Raw genomic sequence first — 16,457 nt, 5'->3', positions numbered from 1 at the left:
GAGGGCCATCAGCATCACCGGTCCCTAAGCCTGTCGAAGGGCCAACCCCACTTCCCGATAGAGGACACCTATTCATGTCAGAGAAGCTCAAGCTGGTCGACCGCGTCCAGGCGATCAACTGGAACAAGATCGAGGACGAGAAGGACGTCGAGGTCTGGAACCGCCTCGTCAACAACTTCTGGCTGCCCGAGAAGATCCCGCTGTCGAACGACGTCCAGTCGTGGAACACCCTGACGCCGCAGGAGCAGCAGCTCACGATGCGCGTGTTCACGGGCCTCACGCTCCTCGACACGATCCAGGGCACCGTCGGCGCCGTCGCCCTCATCCCCGATGCGATCACCCCGCACGAGGAGGCCGTCTACACGAACATCGCGTTCATGGAGTCGGTGCACGCGAAGAGCTACTCCTCGATCTTCTCCACGCTCAGCAGCACGAAGGAGATCGACGAGGCGTTCCGCTGGTCGGTCGAGAACCCGAACCTGCAGAAGAAGGCGTCCATCGTCCTCGACCGCTACCACGGTGACGACCCGCTGAAGCGGAAGGCCGCCTCGACCCTTCTCGAGTCCTTCCTCTTCTACTCGGGCTTCTACCTGCCCATGCACTGGTCGAGCCGCGCGAAGCTCACCAACACCGCCGACATGATCCGCCTGATCATCCGCGATGAGGCCGTGCACGGGTACTACATCGGCTACAAGTTCCAGAAGGGACTCGAGAAGCTGACGCAGGCTGAGCGCGACGACGTCAAGGACTACACGTTCTCGCTGCTCTACGAGCTCTACGACAACGAGGTGCAGTACACGCAGGACCTCTACGACGAGGTCGGTCTCACCGAGGACGTCAAGAAGTTCCTGCACTACAACGCCAACAAGGCGCTCATGAACCTCGGCTACGAGGCCATGTTCCCGAAGACGGTCACGGACGTGAACCCGGCGATCCTGTCGGCGCTCTCCCCGAACGCCGACGAGAACCATGACTTCTTCTCCGGTTCCGGCTCCTCCTACGTGATCGGCAAGGCCGTGGTCACGGAAGACGAGGACTGGGACTTCTAGTCACCGCGCAGTCGCTGCGCTGAACGCCTGAGGGCCGGATGGAATCCACGATTCCATCCGGCCCTCAGGCGTTGCGCGTATAGCGGCGTCAGCCGCCGAGGCCGCCGAAGCCGGCCAGGAAGAAGTAGAAGAACGCCGTCGCGCCCTGGACGACCGGGAGGAAGAGCGCCGCGATCGCAGTGACCACGATCGTGAGGATGACGACGAGTGAGACGAGACTCACGACACCGTTGCGTCCGGCGCTCGGCGTCTCGACGGATTCGGCGACGAGCAGCTCGTCCATGGTCGCTTCGGTCGTCAGCATCGTTCTCCCTGTGGCTCTGGTGTCCTCGACCCTACCTGGCGATCCGCCGTGCGCCGCTGACTCGCCCGAGGATGTTCGAATCCGACGCGGAAACGCGCAGATTCGGGCGACTCAGCGACGGCTGGTGGTCAGCGGCGGGTGGACCAGAGGGCCCAGGCGATGAGCACGGGCTGGAAGAAGAGCCGGGTGAACCGGCGGCTGTCGGTGTCGAGACCGAAGGCGTCGCGGCGGTTGAGCCACTGGGAGAGGTTGCCCGGGAAGATCGCGGTGAAGAACGCCGCAGCGAGGTTGCCGACGGCCGTCCGCTTGACGCCTGAGGCGAGTGCCGCACCCAGCGCGATCTCGACGACGCCCGAGGCGAGCACGGTGGTGTCCTCGTCGATCGGGACCCATTCCGGCACCTGCGCCTGGAAGTCCTTCCGAGCGAAGGTCAGGTGGCTGATGCCGGCGAACACGAGCGCGCCTCCGAGCAGCAGACGTGCGGCGGTGCGGGCTTTCGATCCAGCCATGAGGGTCCTCTCGACGATGGTGATGTCACCACGCTATCCGGAGATCGGTGGACCGACGGCGGGTTGGAGTGCACAGATGTCCAGCAGCAGGCCGCTCAGCCGTCGATCTGCGAGTTCGCGTCGAGACGGTGCCAGGTGCGGTTGTGGTAGACGAGCGGTGCGCCGTCGAAGCTGGGGCTGAATGTCGGGGCGGCGGGAGCGGGCGCCTCGGCGGCAGGCTCTGCCCGGACCGGCTCCTCGGCCGCTTGCGGCTGCGAGACGCTCGACTCCAGCGCGTGCACCGCGATGACCGTGGAGGTGCCGGCCTCCATGCGGTTGACGATGCGTCCGCGGATCCAGACGCCGTTGCCCGTGAAGTACGGCTCGCCCGTCGGCAGGCGGTCCCAGATGGAGGTGTCGGCGAAGCGGTCGATCCCACTCGTCGCGCAGAGCTTCGCGATCTGCAGCTGCTCGGAACCGAGGAGGTGGACGACGACGGTGTCGGACGCGGTGATGGTCGGCGCGCTCGAGGACAGCGACGACACGGAGAAGACGAGGAGCGGCGGTTCCGCACTGACGGAGAAGACCGAGGTGGCGGTGAGTCCCACCGGCCCGCTACCGTCGTCCGCGGTGATGACCGAGACGCCGGCCGGGTGCTGACGGAACGCCGACTTGAAGTCGTCGGGGGACAGGGAGGCGAAACCGGGGGCGACCTCGCCGCCGTCGACGGGGGACGGCAAGGTGGTCACGGAGGCGGCTGCCGGGTGGACTGAGCTCACGGGGGATCCTTCGAACGGCTGTGGACGACTGCTGCAACGCCGATTCGGTGAACGCTGCAGAGGCTACGTTTCGCTCATCCGGCCGGAGCTGCAACTCTGTTACCCGGTGTGACGGTGACCGAGAGGTCTGGCGTGGGTCTCGTCGACCTCGCGTGCGTACGCTGGACGCATGCCCATCCTCATCGCCCCGGACGACCTCGCAGCTCTGATCGCCTCCGAGACGCCGGTGCGCGTCCTGGACGTGCGGTGGCGACTCGACGCACCGGACGGACGGCCCGCCTACCTCGAGGGACACCTGCCCGGCGCCGTGTACGTCGACCTCGACCACGAGCTGGCCGACCACGTGCCGACCGGAGAACCGGCCATCCGAGGCCGTCACCCCCTGCCCGACCGTGAGGCGCTTCAGGCGTCCGCGCGATCGTGGGGCATCGACGACGGCGACGTCGTCGTGGTCTACGACGACCTCAAGGGCCTGTCGGCGGCACGCGCCTGGTGGGTGCTGCGGAACGCCGGCATCGCGGACGTCCGCATCCTCGACGGCGCGTTCCGGGCGTGGACGGACGCCGGATTGCCCGTGGAGCGCGGCGAGGTCGTCCCGGAACCCGGGACGGTCACGTTGACGACGGGTGTCCTGCCGACCATCGACATCGACACCGCCGCGACGTGGGCAGGCGAGGGACGGGTGCTGCTCGACGCGCGCGCGGGCGAACGGTACCGGGGCGAGGTCGAACCGATCGACCCTCGGGCCGGTCACATCCCCGGAGCGCTCAGCACGCCGACGACCGCCAACGTCGGCGCCGACGGCCGATTCCTGTCGCCTGAGACCCTCCGCGAGCAGTTCCTCGCCGCGGGCGTGCCTGCGGACGCGACGGTCGCGACCTACTGCGGCAGCGGGGTGACCGCGGCGCACAACGCGGTCGCACTCACCCTGGCCGGCTTCGAACCGGTGCTGTACCCGGGGTCGTGGAGCGAGTGGGCGAACCACCCGGAGCGTCCGGTGGCGACGGGACCGGACGCCTGAATCGCCGACTCCGGACAAGGAGCTCGTCGAGATGCGCCCTTCGACAAGCTCAGGGACCGGGGTCCGCGAGCGGGGCCCTTCGACAGGCTCAGGGACCAGGGTCCGCGAGCGGAGCCCTTCGTTCGCCAGGCTCAGGGACCGGGGATCGCTAGCCCGCGAGGACCTTCTGCAGGCGCTGTAACGACACCGACTCGGCCGTGCCCAGCTGCTGGGCGAACAGGCTGATCCGGAGCTCCTCGAGCATCCACCGGGCCTTCACGAGGTGCTCCGGAGCCTCGGCGGGCAGCGGGATGGTGCCGCCAGCGGCCTCGAACCGCGCCAACGCCGTCTGCGCCTCCGTCATCCACACCCGGTCGCGGTTCGGGTTGTCCGTCAGTCGCTCGGCGCGGTAACGGATGCCGGCGAGGTAGCGGGGCAGATGTTCGAGTCGTGCTGAGCCCGTCCGGGAGACGAAGCCCGGGAAGACCAGTCCGTCGAGCTGGCCCCGCATGTCGGTGAGCGCCGCGAGCAGCGTCATGCTCGTCGCCGCCTTCATGGCCTTCTCCGTGTCGCGCGCGGCCTGCAGGATGCGGGCGACGATGGCGACCGTCTGGAACATCCGGTCCATGACCGAGGCGGACACGCGGTCGCGCAGCGTTTCGTACTGCAGTCGGGAGAACACCTGTCCGTCGGGCACCACACGGAACAGGACATCGTCGATGCAGGCGGCGAGGCAGTCCTCGAACAACGCCGGCGTCGACCGGTAGGGGCTCGTCGCGAGCGCGAGCTTCTCGTTGGCCTTGAGGTGCTGCTGCACATACGCCGTCGGGGACGGGATCGCGAGCAGGAGGAGGCGGCGCACCCCCGCGGGCATGGCGCGGGCCTGGTCGGCCTCCGTGCTCATGATCCGGATCGACACGCTCGTGCCGTCGTCGACCATCGCGGGGTAGCCGCGGATCACGCCGTCCTCCTGGCGGATGTCGATGAAGCGGGGGAGGTCGTCGAAGTCCCACCTGGTGAACCCGGAGCGCTCGATGGCGTTGGGCGCTCTGGCAGCCGCGACCTTGGCGACGCTCGCCCGCGTTCGCTGCTTGAGGCGCTGCTGCAGCTCGACGAGGTCCTTGCCGCTGGCGAGCGTCCGGCCGCGCTCGTCGATGACCCGGAAGGTCACGAGCAGGTGCTCGGGGACGCGTTCCATCTCGAAGTCCGAGGCGGTGATGTCCATGTAGGAGAGCCGCTTGATCGCGTTCGCGAGACGGGTGGCGAACGAGTCCTCGGCGGCCGGACTGCCGGGGGCGACCGCCGGGACGTCGGCGGGGAGCTCGGCGAGCAGCTTCGCCGCCCAGTCGGCCGCAGGCACGATGTTCCGACGCAGGGCCTTCGGGAGCGCTTTGATCATCGCCGTGATGAGGTCCCGACGGAGACCGGGGACCTGCCAGTCGAAGCCCGCGGGCGAGAGCCGGTCGAGCAGGGCGAGCGGGACGATGACCGTCACGCCGTCGTCGTCGCTTCCGGGCTCGAAACGATAGCTGAGCTTCAACCGCTGGTCGGCCTGCACCCACTCGGCGGGGAAGCGGTCCTCATCCACCGCCGGAGCGTCCTCGGGGAGGAGGTCCTCCTGGCGCATCGTGAGCAGCTCGGGCTGGTCGACGCGCGTCTTGCGCCACCAGGACTCGAAGCCCCGCGTCGTCGAGATCTCGGCAGGGACGCGGGCGTCGTAGAAGTCGAAGACGGCTTCGTCGTCGAAGAGGATGTCGCGGCGTCGCGTCCGCTCTTCGAGCTCACTCAGCTCCTTGCGCAGTCGTCGGTTCGCGCGGTGGAAGTCGAACAGCTTGTCGCGACCGATGTCGTGGGTCCACTCGCCGTCGACGAGCGCGTGCCGCAGGAACAGTTCGCGGGCCTGCTCCTGGTCGATGCGACCGAACTGCACCCGGCGGCGCGGCACGATCGGCACGCCGAAGAGGGTCACCTTCTCGAAGGCGACGGCGGAGCCCTGGTTCTTCTCCCAGTGCGGCTCGCTGTACGAGCGTTTGCAGAGGTCGCCGGCGATCTGCTCCGCCCACGCCGGGTCGATCGAGGCGTTGGTGCGGGCGAACAGCCGGCTCGTCTCCACGAGTTCCGCGCTCATGACGGCGTTCGGCTGCTTCTTCGCGAGCGCGGACCCGGGGAAGAGGACGAAGCGCGTCTGGCGGGCACCGATGTAGTCGCCCTTCTTCGCGGTTTTCGTCACCGGTGGAGCGTTCCGGCCCTTCACGACCGGAGCGACGGTCTGGTCCTTCAGCCCGATGTGCGAGAGGAGCCCCGCGAGGAGCGACTTGTGGATGCCGTCGGGGTTCACCGCCGGCTCGTTGATCGTCAGGCCGAGGGGCTTCGCGAGCTGGCGCAGCTGGCGGTAGACGTCGTGCCACTCGCGGACGCGGAGGTAGTTGAGGAACTCGTTCTTGCAGAGCCGACGGAACGCGCTCGACGACAGCTCGTCCTGTTTCTCCTCGAGGTAGTTCCAGAGGTTCAGGAGGGCGAGGAAGTCGCTCGTCGGGTCGACGAACCGGCGGTGCAGTTCGTCGGCCTTCTGCCGGTGCTCGAGCGGTCGTTCGCGTGGGTCCTGGATGGTGAGCGCCGCGACGATCGCGAGCACCTCCCGCGACACCCCGTGCTGCTTCGACTCCACGACCATGCGCGCGAACCGCGGATCGATCGGCAGGCGGCTGAGGTCGCGCCCAACCCGCGTGAGACGTGGACCGCCGCCGCGAGGTGAGCCGTCGGCGAAGGTGCGCGTCTCGATCGCGCCGAGTTCGGACAGCAGATCGACGCCGTCCTTGATGCCGCGGGCGTCCGGCGGTTGGAGGAAGGGGAAGGCGGCGATGTCGCCGAGGCCGAGGGAGATCATCTGGAGGATCACCGCGGCGAGGTTCGTGCGGAGGATCTCCGGTTCGGTGAACTCCGGGCGCTTCGCGAAGTCGTCCTCCGAGTAGAGGCGGATGGCGATGCCGTCGCTCGTGCGGCCGGACCGACCCGAACGCTGGTTCGCCGACGCCTGCGAGATCGCCTCGATGGGGAGTCGCTGCACCTTGGAGCGCACGCTGTAGCGCGAGATGCGGGCGGTTCCGGCGTCGATCACGTACTTGATGCCGGGCACCGTCAGGCTCGTCTCGGCCACGTTCGTCGCGAGGATGATGCGCCGGCGGAGGCCTGCCACGGTCGATGGCTGGAACACGCGGTGCTGGTCGGCGGAGGAGAGCCGGCCGTAGAGCGGCAGCACCTCGGTGCCGGGCAGGTTGCGGCCGCGGATGGCGTCGGCTGCGTCGCGGATCTCCGTCTCACCGGACAGGAAGACGAGGACGTCGCCCATCGACTCGCGCGCCAGCTCGTCGAGGGCGGTGTTGATGCCTTCGAGGTAGTCGCGGTCGGCGGCCTCGGACTCGGGGGCGTCCTCATCGTCGTCCGTGGGCTCGTCGGCCACGAGCGGCCGGTAGCGGATCTCGACCGGGTACGTGCGGCCGGAGACCTCGACGATGGGCGCTCCGTCGAAGTGCTTCGAGAAGCTCTCCGGGTCGATCGTCGCGGACGTGATGATGACCTTGAGGTCAGGGCGCTGGGGGAGGAGCTGCTTGAGGTAGCCGAGCAGGAAGTCGATGTTGAGGCTGCGCTCGTGTGCCTCGTCGATGATGATCGTGTCGTACTTGCGCAGCATCCGGTCGCGGTGGATCTCGTTCAGCAGGATGCCGTCGGTCATCAGCTTGATCTTCGTCGCCTTCGACGCCTGATCGGTGAACCGGACCTGGTAGCCGACGACGCCACCGAGCTCCTGGCCGAGTTCCTCCGAGATGCGTTCGGCGATCGTGCGCGCGGCCAGTCGTCGGGGCTGCGTGTGCCCGATGGATTCGCGACCGAGCTCGAGGCAGATCTTCGGCAGCTGAGTGGTCTTGCCGGAACCGGTCGCTCCCGCGACGATGACGACCTGGTGCTCGCTGATGGCACGCGCGATGTCCGCGCGGGCGGCACTGACCGGCAGCTCGGGCGGGTAGGAGATTCGGAGGTCGGACATCAGCCCTCCATCGTATCGGGCTGGACGCGGTGTGCTGCCGCTCCGGGCCTCCCGATCCGGCGAACCCTTCCTCCGGTCCCTGAGCAACCTCCTTCGGTCCCCGAGCCTGTCGAAGGGGATACGACGAACCTCACGAATCCGGCGCTGTTCCCCCGGTCCCTGAGCCTGTCGAAGGGCATACGAGGACACTCCCATAACCGAACCGACTCAGCATCTGGAATGTCAGTGGTCCGTGGTGGACTTGTTCCATGACCGAGACCACGCCAGCCGCTATCCGCGTCGGCGACGAATACGCAGCGCAGCTGGCGGAGTTCTCGGACGAGTGGACTGAGATCCACCGGCAGCAGGCCGTCTTGGACGCGCGGAAGGCGCGTCTGCTGGCCCGCTCCGCCGCCTATGCCGATGCCTTCGCGGACGCCACGGTCCCGGCGATCTTCCCGCCGGCTGAACGTCGGGCGCTTTCCCGTCGGTCGACGTGTGCGGCTCTCGCGATGGCGACCCGGATGCCGGAGCGGACGGTCCAGCTTGCGACGAACGACGCCGAACGTCTCGTCAATGACGCACTGGCCGTGCTGGCGTCGCTGGAGGCAGGCCACATCTCGGCGCGGCATGCGCGGGTGATCACCGATCAGCTCTGTGACGTCCCTGCTGCTGGACGGGCGGTGTTCCTCGACCGCGTCCTCGTCGTCGCCGAGCGCACCACGGCCGCTGGCCTCCGCACGAGCGCCCGCGTGCTGCGCGAGCGACTCCACCCCGAGTCGATCACCGCACGTGCAACCCGCTCCGAAGCCGACCGCCGGGTCGAGTTCGAACCCGAAGCCGACGGCATGGCATGGGTGCACCTCTTCACCACCGCACCCATCGCCCAGGGCATCATCGAGCGCGTCGAAGCAGCGGCCTCGGAATCTCGCGCAGCTGGCTACACCCGCACCTGCGCCCAGCTGCAGGCCGACGCCCTCGCAGCACTCGCGCTCACCGGCGTCACGCCCGAGGACGTGATGTCGAGCCCGGTGCTTCCGCATCCGATCGAGGTGCAGGAGCACATCAAGCCGACGGTGCAGATCACGGTGCCGGCGCTCAGCATGGCGGGCGTGAGCGATGCCCCGGCGATGCTCGACGGGTACGGCCCGATCGACCCCGAGACCGCGGCTCGCATCGCGGTGAACGCACCAAGCTTCACCAGGATCCTCGTCCAGCCGGAAACCGGCGCCGTCCTCTCCGTCGGGCGGAATCAATACCGAGTCCCGGCCGACCTGCAACGCGCGGTCCGCTTGCGGGACGGCACCTGTCGCGCACCAGGCTGCGGCAGGCGAGCCCGGGCCTGCGACCTCGACCACTCGGTCGCCTGGGAGGACGGCGGGACGACGGATGTCGGGAACCTCGCCTGTCTCTGCCGACATCATCACCGGATGAAGCATCTGCCCGGATGGAACCTCGACCACAAACCGGGCGGGGTTCTCAAGTGGACGACATCTGACGGGAAACACCATCGGACCGAACCCGATCCCGCGCCCTTCTGACAAGTTTTGGTCCCTGAGCCTGTCGAAGGAGGTGGGTCCTCGTGGGCACTTCGACAAGCTCAGTGACCGGGAGAAGTCTGTCCGCACCGCTTCGGTCCCCGAGCTGTGCCGCACTTCGACAGGCTCAGTGACCGGGAGAGGTTCACTGAAGGTGATTCGGTCCCTGAGCTTGTCGAAGGGTGGGTGGGAGAGGGGCGGCCGGATGAACCCGGTCCCTGAGCCTGTCGAAGGGCAGTCGGGCTGTGGCACCTCGGCGTGAAGCGGGCAGGTCTGAACGCTGTATGGCAAACAGGGTTGCTTCGCAGAGTGGTTTGCGTTACAAAGTAGATATGACTTCACCGATGGAACCCACCGACGGCTCGGATGCGCTCGACCCGGCCGCCATGCTCGCTCTGCAGGAGCGACAGGCGAGCCGTGTCGACGACATCTTCACGAGGCCCACCATCGCGATCGTGTACATCTGGGGTGTCGCGTGGACCGTCGGGTTCCTCGCGCTCTGGTCCGCGAGCGACGAGAACCCCTGGTTCACCACCCCGCCGGCGGTCGCCGGGTGGCTCTTCGGGATCCTGATGGTTGGCGGCATCGTCTCGTCGTCGATCATCGGCTCCCGCGTGTCTCGCGGGATCCAGGGAGCACAGCAGGTGCAGGGGACCATGTACGGCATCGCCTGGGCGATCGGGTGCACGGCAGCGGCGGTGTTCGGCGGCGCTCTGTTCGCTGCCGGGATGGCGCCCGCACTCGCCGCCATCTTCTACCCGGCCATCTACAGCCTCGTGGTCGGTCTGCTGTACCTCGCAGGTGGAGCAGTCTGGCGCGACCGCCTCATGTACGGCATGGGCATCTGGATCATCGTGGTCGGCATGGCCGCGCCGTTCTTCGGCTCGCCTGGCAACGCGCTCATCATGGCCATCGCCGGCGGAGGTGGGTTCCTCGTGTACGCGACCTTCCTCGAGGCGACCCGCCGTCGGCGTGCCCACCGATCGGCGGCGTGACCGATGGACGAACTCGACCCCCTCATCCATGCTCAAGCCCGCCTGCGCATCATGTCGACGCTCGCGGCGATCGATGCGGACAGCAGCATGTCGTTCCCCCGCCTGCAGGAGATGCTCGACATGACCGCCGGGAACCTGTCCACACACCTGCGGAAACTCGAGGACGGCGCCTACGTCCTCGTCACGAAGACCCACCGGGGACGCACTCCGGTCACCTACCTGGAACTCACCACGCTCGGGCGCCGCGCGTTCGAGGACTACATGACCGGCCTTCGAGCGATGCTCGGCGGCGCGTCGGGAACGGGGACATCATGACGATCACACCACTGGCCACCCTCGAGGGCGTGACACGACGTTACGGCGACGTGACCGCGCTGCACGACGTCGACCTCCGGATCGAGCCGGGCTCGCTCGTCGGGCTCCTCGGGCCCAACGGCGCCGGCAAGTCCACCGTGCTGTCCCTGCTGCAGGGCACCCGACGTCCGACGACCGGCACGGTGACGCTCTTCGGCGGCGATCCCGCCCAAGCGGTCAACCGCACGCGGCTCGGATCGACGCCGCAGGAGACGGCACTGCCGCCCACGCTCCGGGTGGGAGAGGTCGTCGACTTCGTCGGACGGCACTTCGCGGACCGCGTGCCGACGGCCTCCCTGGCGGAGCAGTTCGGTTTCGGCGACCTCCTCCGACGCCAGACGGGCTCGCTCTCGGGCGGACAGCAGCGCCGACTCGCGGTCGCACTCGCCTTCGTCGGCAGACCGCGTCTCGTGCTCCTCGACGAGCCGACGACGGGCCTCGACGTCGACGCCCGCCGGACCCTCTGGGACGCGATCCGTCGGCAACACGAGCTCGGGGCGACGATCGTCCTCACCAGTCACTACCTCGAGGAGATCGAAGCACTCGCCGAGCGCGTCGTGGTGCTGGGTGGCGGACGGGTCATCACCGATGCCTCGCTGCGCCACGTGCTCGGGTTCGTCGGTATCCACCGGGTGCGGCTCCGGACCACAGACCCCGGAGCGGTGGAGCGGCTCGCCGGGGTCGTCCAGGCGAGTCGTGACGGTGACGCCGTCGAACTGGACGTCCGCGACGCCGACGCGTTCGTGCGCGAGCTCGTCCGGTCCGAGGCACCGTTCACCGATCTCGCCGTGCGCGGAGCGACCCTCGAGGAGGCGTTCCTGACCCTCACCGCGGATGCCCGGGCGGACGTCGAACGGAGCGCCGCCTGATGGCCACCACACTCCAGCTCACCGCCCTGCACGCGCGGTACTCCCTGCTCGAGACCGTGCGCGTCCCGATCGCGCTGATCGGCTCGCTCGTCTTCCCCGCGCTCTCGCTGCTGTTCTTCGTCGTCCCGCAGGCGCAGGTCGCCGGCGATCCCGTCATCGCGACCCAGGCCGTCATCTCCCTCATCGTCTTCGCGGTGCTCGCCAACTCCCTGTTCGGCTTCGGCCTGACCATCGCCCAGGCGAGGGAGCAGGCGTGGGATCCGTACCTCCGCACCCTTCCGGTGACGGGTGTCGCCCGTGTCCTCTCGCACCTGTGCTCGGTCGGTCTCCTCGGGTTCGCGGCCGTCATACCGGTCGTCGTGCTCGGTGCGCTCCTGACCGCCGCCACCACGACTCCGACAGGACTGCTCGGTGGCATCGTGGCGCTCCTGGTGGGTGCCCTGCCGTTCATGCTCCTGGGCACCGCGATCGGGTACGCCCTCCCCAGCAAGGCCGCGATCGCGGTGGTGCAGGTGGTCATGTTCTCGCTGGCCTTCGCCGGCGGACTGTTCATCCCACCGTTCCTCTTCGCCCCGTGGCTCGACCGGCTGTCGATGTTCCTCCCGAGCCGCCAGACCCGGGAGCTCGTCGTCTGGGCGGTCCAGGGTGGCGAGTTGCCGTGGTGGTCGTGGGTCGGCGTCCTGGCCTGGACCCTCGTCCTGACCGTCGTGGTCCTCGCTCTCTACCGCCGCGACGAGGGCCGCCGCTACCGCTGAGGTCGACGGACACCTCGCCGAGCACCGACCGTCCCCGTGTGCTGTCACACGTCGACACACACCGTGCACCGGCCGCCAGACGCTCGTACGCTGACGTCCATCCCGGCCGGACCACGGCCCATGACGAGCGGATGGAGCGACCCGTGTCCAACAGCGCAGACCAGACGAACGCCGCCGACCGATCGACGGGCGCGCACTGATGGGAGCCCCGGTCGTGTTCGGCATCGGCCCGATCTCGGTCGACGACCTCGTGGCCGTGTCCCGCGACGACGCCATCGTCGTCCTCGACACCCCGGCGCTCGACCGCATCGGCGCCGGCCGGGCCGTCGTCGACCGGCAGACGACGCCGATCGGAGTCGGTGCGCCGGGCCCTCGGTCCCAGGGTCCACGGATCCCTGGTCCCGCCGGGGGACGAGCGGCTCCGCGCACCGCGACGCTCGATGCCTCGGCGGTGGAGGAGCGTGTCGTCCATGACCGCCGTGGCGGCATCGGACTGCCGCTCTCGGTGGACCGTGCTCGGGCGGTGGTCGCCGCCCGGCTCGCCGGATGGACCCGTGGCGCATCCGGGATCCGCCTCGAGACGGCCGTGTTCGTCGCGGAGCTCCTCAACCGTGGGGTGACCCCGGTGATCCCGTCCGTCGGCTCCCTCGGCGACGGCGACGAGACCCACCTGGCGTCCGTCGCGACGCTCGTGATCGGGCAGGGGGAAGCGGTCCTCGCGGGTGAGCGGCTCTCCGCCCAGGTCGCTCTGTCGCGGGTCGGGCTCGCACCGCTCGACTTCGCTGTGCACGAGGGCTTGGCGTTCGTCCACCACAACGCCTACTCCCTCGGCGTCGGTGCGCTCGCACTCCACCGGCTCGGCGCGCTCAGCCGACTGGCGGACACCACGAGCGCGCTCTCGTCGCGGGCCGCTGCGCGGTCCGGGCTCGGCGGGCGAGGACCGGCGTTCGACGCGAGGGTCCTCGCCGGTAGCCCGTCGGCGGGTACCCGGGCCAGCGGCGAGCGGATCTCCGAGTTGTTGGCGACGCCGGTCGGCCCGCGGGGTGCGCGCGGCGGACGGGACCTGGACGGACTGCGGCTCCGCGCGACCCCGCAGATCAACGGTGCCCTCGCGGACGAGGTCACGGCGGCCGTCCAGCTCGTGGAAGCGACGCTCGGAACGGCCTCGGAGGATCCACTCGTCGATCAGGCATCGGGTGTCCTGAGGACCGGCGGGTTGCTGCATGGCGCCCGGCTCACCCGCGCCTTCGACGGGCTGCGCGCGGCCATCGCGCACACCGCTGCTGCCGCCGAGCGACGGCTCGGACGCATCGCCGGAGGCGGGGTCGACCCGCGGGGGACCGGGCACGGGCTCGTACCGGGTCGGCTCGGTCAGTCGGCGGCGGACCTCGTCGCTGAACTGCGCGTGCTCGCGACCCCGGTCGTCACCGCCGGCGTGCCGGACGAGGACTCGGACGACCCGGCCTCCTTCGCCGGGACCTCGCTGCGACTGCTGGAACGCTCGACCGCCCTCCTCGCGGACGTGCTGGCGGTCGAGGCGGTCGTCGCGGCGGACGCGCTCGGCCCGGCGGAGCACGACGGATGGTCGGTCGGGTTCTCCGTCGCCCACGCCGGCCTCCGGTCGGCGATCGAGCAGGAGCTGCACGGTCAGCAGCTCGTCACGGCGGCGCTCGCCGCGTTGGGCGTCGACCGATCCTGAGCGACGGCGGCCGGCCGGCGAACGTGCGCGGGCGCACCCACGTCGTCGCATGCCATGTATTTCGACACGTGTCGAGGGGGTGGGCGATGTCAGTGCCCTCCGGTAGGTTCGGACCACCGACCGAGAGACGTTCAGCGAGCCACCGACCGCGGCGGCGACGACCCTTGGAAGACGACCTGTCACGAACAGCCGTGCAGAGAAGAGGCATCGGTCCAGCATGATCTCCTTCGAACACGTCTCCAAGCGCTTCGACGACGGCACCCTCGCGGTCGACGACTTCTCCCTCACGATCCCGTCGCGGTCCACCACGGTCTTCGTCGGGTCCTCAGGCTGCGGCAAGACCACGCTCCTGCGGATGATCAACCGCATGGTCGATCCGAGCGAGGGACGCATCGTCATCGACGACGAGGTCGTCTCCGCCGTCGACCCGGTCCGTCTCCGTCGCCGCATCGGCTACGTCATGCAGAACTCCGGTCTCCTCCCGCACCGCACCGTGATCGACAACGTGGCCACGGTGCCCATGCTCACCGGCGTCAACAAGAAGCAGGCCCGGGCGGACGCCCTCACCCTCCTCGACACCGTCGGACTCGACCGCGCGCTCGCCGACCGGTACCCGAGTCAGCTCTCCGGCGGCCAGCAGCAGCGCGTCGGCGTCGCACGAGGCCTCGCGATCGACCCGAACATCCTCCTGATGGACGAGCCGTTCGGCGCCGTCGACCCGCTCGTGCGTGCCGAGCTCCAGCGGGAGCTGCTCCGACTGCAGCGCGACATCGCGAAGACGATCGTGTTCGTCACCCACGACATCGACGAGGCCTTCCTCCTCGGCGACCAGGTCGTCATCCTGCAGAAGGGCGGCCACATCGCCCAGGTCGGCACGCCGGCCGAGATCGTCGCCAACCCTGCCGACGACTTCGTCGCCCAGTTCATCGGCGCCGATCGTGGCCAGCGGACGCTCCACGTCGAGCGCGTCGACGGACGCGACGTCGTCGTCGACGAGTCGGGCCGCCCCGCCGGCGTCCTCAGCGCCGGGCCCGGCGCAGGCGACCGCCCCGGCCTCGACGTCCGGAAGGACGGCGCATCCACATGAGCTGGGTCATCGCGAACTGGGACATGATCTGGGACCTCACCCTCACTCATGTCCAGCTGAGCCTGCCCCCGATCATCCTGGGGTTCCTCATCTCCCTCCCCCTCGGCTGGCTCGCACACCGGTACCGGTGGTCGCGTGGCGTGCTGCTCACACTGAGCGGCATCCTCTACGCGATCCCGTCCTTGCCGCTGTTCGTCCTCATGCCGTCCCTCATCGGCACGAAGATCCTCGATCCGGCGAACGTCGTGATCGCGCTCACCATCTACGCCGTGGCCCTGCTCGTCCGCACGGTCGCCGACGCGCTCGACGCCGTCGACGCCGGGGTCCGGCAGTCGGCACAGGCCGTGGGGTTCTCCACCGGCCAGCGGTTCTGGCGGGTCGAGTTCCCGTTGGCCGGTCCGCTCATGCTCGCCGGCATCCGCGTGGTCTCCGCGAGCACCATCAGCCTGCTCAGCGTCGGCGCCCTCATCGGCGTGACGAACCTCGGCTACCTCTTCACCGACGGCTACAACCGGCAGTTCCCGATCGAGATCCTGACCGGCATCGTCGGGACGGTCGTGATCGCGATCGTGTTCGACGTCCTGCTGGTGCTCCTCGGCCGGCTCCTGATGCCGTGGACGCGGATCAGCTCGAAGGGTGCGATCCGTCGTCGTCGTGCGGCCACCGAAGCCCGTGAGCTGGCGACCGCCGGGGGAGGAGCCGCATGATCAACTTCCTCGCCGCCTTCGCCTGGATCTTCGACCCCGCGCACTGGGAGGGCCCCGGCGGCATCCCTGTGCGGGTCCTCCAGCACCTGGCCGTGACCGGCCTGACCGTCCTCATCGCCTGCGTCATCGCGATCCCACTGGGGCTCCTCATCGGGCACACCGGGAAGGGGCGGGAGATCGCGGTCGCAATCACCGGCGCGCTGCGGGCGTTGCCGACCCTCGGTCTGCTCTCACTCCTCGCGCTCATCACGCTCGGGTGGGGCTTCTCCAGCACGAGTCTCGTCCCCGCGATCACGGCCCTCGTCGTGCTCGCCGTCCCGCCCGTCCTGGCCGGCGCGTACGGCGGGGTCGAGTCGATCGACCGCCAGACCATCGACGCCGCGCGTGCCGTCGGGATGAACGAGTGGCAGATCCTCGGCAAGGTGGAGATCCCGCTCGCCCTCCCGCTCATGATCGGTGGCGTCCGCTCGGCGGTCCTGCAGACGATCGCGACCGCCACCGTCGTCGCCTTCCTCACCAACGGCCCCGGTCTCGGTCGCTACATCCTCGACGGCCTCCCGGTGCGGGACTACGCGCAGATGCTCGCCGGTTCGATCATCATCATCGTGCTCGCCCTCCTCCTCGAGGGCGTCTTCTCCCTGCTGCAGCGCGCCGTCGTGCCGCGCGGCGTCCAGGCGACCCACACGCGGGTCGACGAGACCCGGGGTCACGCCACCGGCGGCGACCGCTCCACCGCACCAGACCCCGCCGTCGCAGAAGCGGAGGCGAACATGCAGACCGCGGCATACCGCAACAACTGACGCGTTCCA

15 protein-coding genes are annotated in these 16,457 nt (G+C 69.2%); 11 read left to right on the top strand and 4 right to left on the bottom strand.

The window, feature by feature from the left end; genetic code table 11:
* The first annotated feature begins 74 nt into the window (after positions 1-74).
* The gene (gene nrdF, locus ACQ3HE_RS04905; RefSeq protein WP_056007612.1) at positions 75-1,049 is read left to right on the top strand and encodes a class 1b ribonucleoside-diphosphate reductase subunit beta; all 975 of its coding nucleotides are present in this window, start codon (positions 75-77) and stop codon (positions 1,047-1,049) included.
* A gap of 88 nt (positions 1,050-1,137) precedes the next feature.
* Here the strand turns inward: nrdF and ACQ3HE_RS04900 are convergent, their stop codons facing one another.
* From ACQ3HE_RS04900 to ACQ3HE_RS04890, 3 genes are all read right to left on the bottom strand, one after another.
* The gene (locus ACQ3HE_RS04900; RefSeq protein ID WP_191940724.1) at positions 1,138-1,353 is read right to left on the bottom strand and encodes a hypothetical protein; all 216 of its coding nucleotides are present in this window, start codon (positions 1,351-1,353) and stop codon (positions 1,138-1,140) included.
* A gap of 128 nt (positions 1,354-1,481) precedes the next feature.
* Positions 1,482-1,862 (bottom strand): DoxX family protein, encoded by a 381-nt coding sequence (locus tag ACQ3HE_RS04895; protein WP_079705419.1) that lies wholly within the window; start codon positions 1,860-1,862, stop codon positions 1,482-1,484.
* 95 nt (positions 1,863-1,957) lie between these two features.
* Entirely contained in the window at positions 1,958-2,590 is a 633-nt protein-coding gene (locus tag ACQ3HE_RS04890; RefSeq protein WP_430891915.1) for a flavin reductase family protein, read from the bottom strand.
* Positions 2,591-2,789: 199 nt separating this feature from the next.
* Between ACQ3HE_RS04890 and ACQ3HE_RS04885 the strand changes: the two genes are divergently transcribed.
* Positions 2,790-3,641 (top strand): sulfurtransferase, encoded by an 852-nt coding sequence (locus ACQ3HE_RS04885; protein WP_430891536.1) that lies wholly within the window; start codon positions 2,790-2,792, stop codon positions 3,639-3,641.
* Between the two features lie 148 nt (positions 3,642-3,789).
* On the opposite strand, the gene hrpA is transcribed toward ACQ3HE_RS04885, so the two are convergent.
* Positions 3,790-7,665 carry an ATP-dependent RNA helicase HrpA gene (gene hrpA, locus ACQ3HE_RS04880; protein WP_430891534.1) on the bottom strand — a complete coding sequence of 1,292 codons (3,876 nt, stop codon included), beginning with the start codon at positions 7,663-7,665 and terminating at the stop codon, positions 3,790-3,792.
* Between the two features lie 248 nt (positions 7,666-7,913).
* On the opposite strand from hrpA, the gene ACQ3HE_RS04875 reads away from it, so the two are divergent.
* From ACQ3HE_RS04875 to ACQ3HE_RS04835, 9 genes are all read left to right on the top strand, one after another.
* Positions 7,914-9,185, top strand: coding sequence for an HNH endonuclease signature motif containing protein (locus tag ACQ3HE_RS04875; RefSeq protein ID WP_430891533.1), 1,272 nt, complete (start codon positions 7,914-7,916; stop codon positions 9,183-9,185).
* 329 nt (positions 9,186-9,514) lie between these two features.
* The gene (locus tag ACQ3HE_RS04870) at positions 9,515-10,177 is read left to right on the top strand and encodes a hypothetical protein (protein ID WP_124768930.1); all 663 of its coding nucleotides are present in this window, start codon (positions 9,515-9,517) and stop codon (positions 10,175-10,177) included.
* Between the two features lie 3 nt (positions 10,178-10,180).
* Positions 10,181-10,492, top strand: coding sequence for a transcriptional regulator (locus tag ACQ3HE_RS04865; RefSeq protein WP_064296516.1), 312 nt, complete (start codon positions 10,181-10,183; stop codon positions 10,490-10,492).
* A complete protein-coding gene (locus tag ACQ3HE_RS04860; RefSeq protein WP_430891531.1) occupies positions 10,489-11,400 on the top strand; it encodes an ABC transporter ATP-binding protein in 912 nt (303 codons plus the stop codon). Before ACQ3HE_RS04865 ends, ACQ3HE_RS04860 begins: the two co-directional genes overlap by 4 nt.
* Entirely contained in the window at positions 11,400-12,155 is a 756-nt protein-coding gene (locus ACQ3HE_RS04855) for an ABC transporter permease (protein ID WP_137242035.1), read from the top strand. Before ACQ3HE_RS04860 ends, ACQ3HE_RS04855 begins: the two co-directional genes overlap by 1 nt.
* A 199-nt stretch (positions 12,156-12,354) precedes the next feature.
* Positions 12,355-13,854, top strand: coding sequence for an aromatic amino acid lyase (locus tag ACQ3HE_RS04850; RefSeq protein WP_430891529.1), 1,500 nt, complete (start codon positions 12,355-12,357; stop codon positions 13,852-13,854).
* Positions 13,855-14,071: 217 nt separating this feature from the next.
* A complete protein-coding gene (locus ACQ3HE_RS04845; RefSeq protein ID WP_430891528.1) occupies positions 14,072-14,941 on the top strand; it encodes an ABC transporter ATP-binding protein in 870 nt (289 codons plus the stop codon).
* Complete coding sequence (locus ACQ3HE_RS04840; protein ID WP_079705429.1) at positions 14,938-15,648, top strand: ABC transporter permease; 711 nt, start codon at positions 14,938-14,940, stop codon at positions 15,646-15,648. Before ACQ3HE_RS04845 ends, ACQ3HE_RS04840 begins: the two co-directional genes overlap by 4 nt.
* The gene (locus ACQ3HE_RS04835; protein ID WP_159878118.1) at positions 15,645-16,448 is read left to right on the top strand and encodes an ABC transporter permease; all 804 of its coding nucleotides are present in this window, start codon (positions 15,645-15,647) and stop codon (positions 16,446-16,448) included. The genes ACQ3HE_RS04840 and ACQ3HE_RS04835 overlap by 4 nt, the downstream gene beginning before the upstream one ends.
* Positions 16,449-16,457 lie beyond the last annotated feature (9 nt).

The sequence above is a fragment of the Plantibacter auratus genome (assembly GCF_050587365.1).
Taxonomy (GTDB): Bacteria; Actinomycetota; Actinomycetes; order Actinomycetales; family Microbacteriaceae; genus Plantibacter; species Plantibacter auratus.
This window is presented reverse-complemented; position numbering and strand designations above follow the sequence as displayed.

Coding starts and splice junctions, on each gene's coding strand:
- nrdF (WP_056007612.1), top strand. CDS start 75: ATGTCAGAGAAGCTCAAGCTGGTCGACCGCGTCCAGGCGATCAACTGG.
- ACQ3HE_RS04900 (WP_191940724.1), bottom strand. CDS start 1,353: ATGCTGACGACCGAAGCGACCATGGACGAGCTGCTCGTCGCCGAATCC.
- ACQ3HE_RS04895 (WP_079705419.1), bottom strand. CDS start 1,862: ATGGCTGGATCGAAAGCCCGCACCGCCGCACGTCTGCTGCTCGGAGGC.
- ACQ3HE_RS04885 (WP_430891536.1), top strand. CDS start 2,790: ATGCCCATCCTCATCGCCCCGGACGACCTCGCAGCTCTGATCGCCTCC.
- hrpA (WP_430891534.1), bottom strand. CDS start 7,665: ATGTCCGACCTCCGAATCTCCTACCCGCCCGAGCTGCCGGTCAGTGCC.
- ACQ3HE_RS04875 (WP_430891533.1), top strand. CDS start 7,914: ATGACCGAGACCACGCCAGCCGCTATCCGCGTCGGCGACGAATACGCA.
- ACQ3HE_RS04870 (WP_124768930.1), top strand. CDS start 9,515: ATGACTTCACCGATGGAACCCACCGACGGCTCGGATGCGCTCGACCCG.
- ACQ3HE_RS04865 (WP_064296516.1), top strand. CDS start 10,181: ATGGACGAACTCGACCCCCTCATCCATGCTCAAGCCCGCCTGCGCATC.
- ACQ3HE_RS04860 (WP_430891531.1), top strand. CDS start 10,489: ATGACGATCACACCACTGGCCACCCTCGAGGGCGTGACACGACGTTAC.
- ACQ3HE_RS04855 (WP_137242035.1), top strand. CDS start 11,400: ATGGCCACCACACTCCAGCTCACCGCCCTGCACGCGCGGTACTCCCTG.
- ACQ3HE_RS04850 (WP_430891529.1), top strand. CDS start 12,355: ATGGGAGCCCCGGTCGTGTTCGGCATCGGCCCGATCTCGGTCGACGAC.
- ACQ3HE_RS04845 (WP_430891528.1), top strand. CDS start 14,072: ATGATCTCCTTCGAACACGTCTCCAAGCGCTTCGACGACGGCACCCTC.
- ACQ3HE_RS04840 (WP_079705429.1), top strand. CDS start 14,938: ATGAGCTGGGTCATCGCGAACTGGGACATGATCTGGGACCTCACCCTC.
- ACQ3HE_RS04835 (WP_159878118.1), top strand. CDS start 15,645: ATGATCAACTTCCTCGCCGCCTTCGCCTGGATCTTCGACCCCGCGCAC.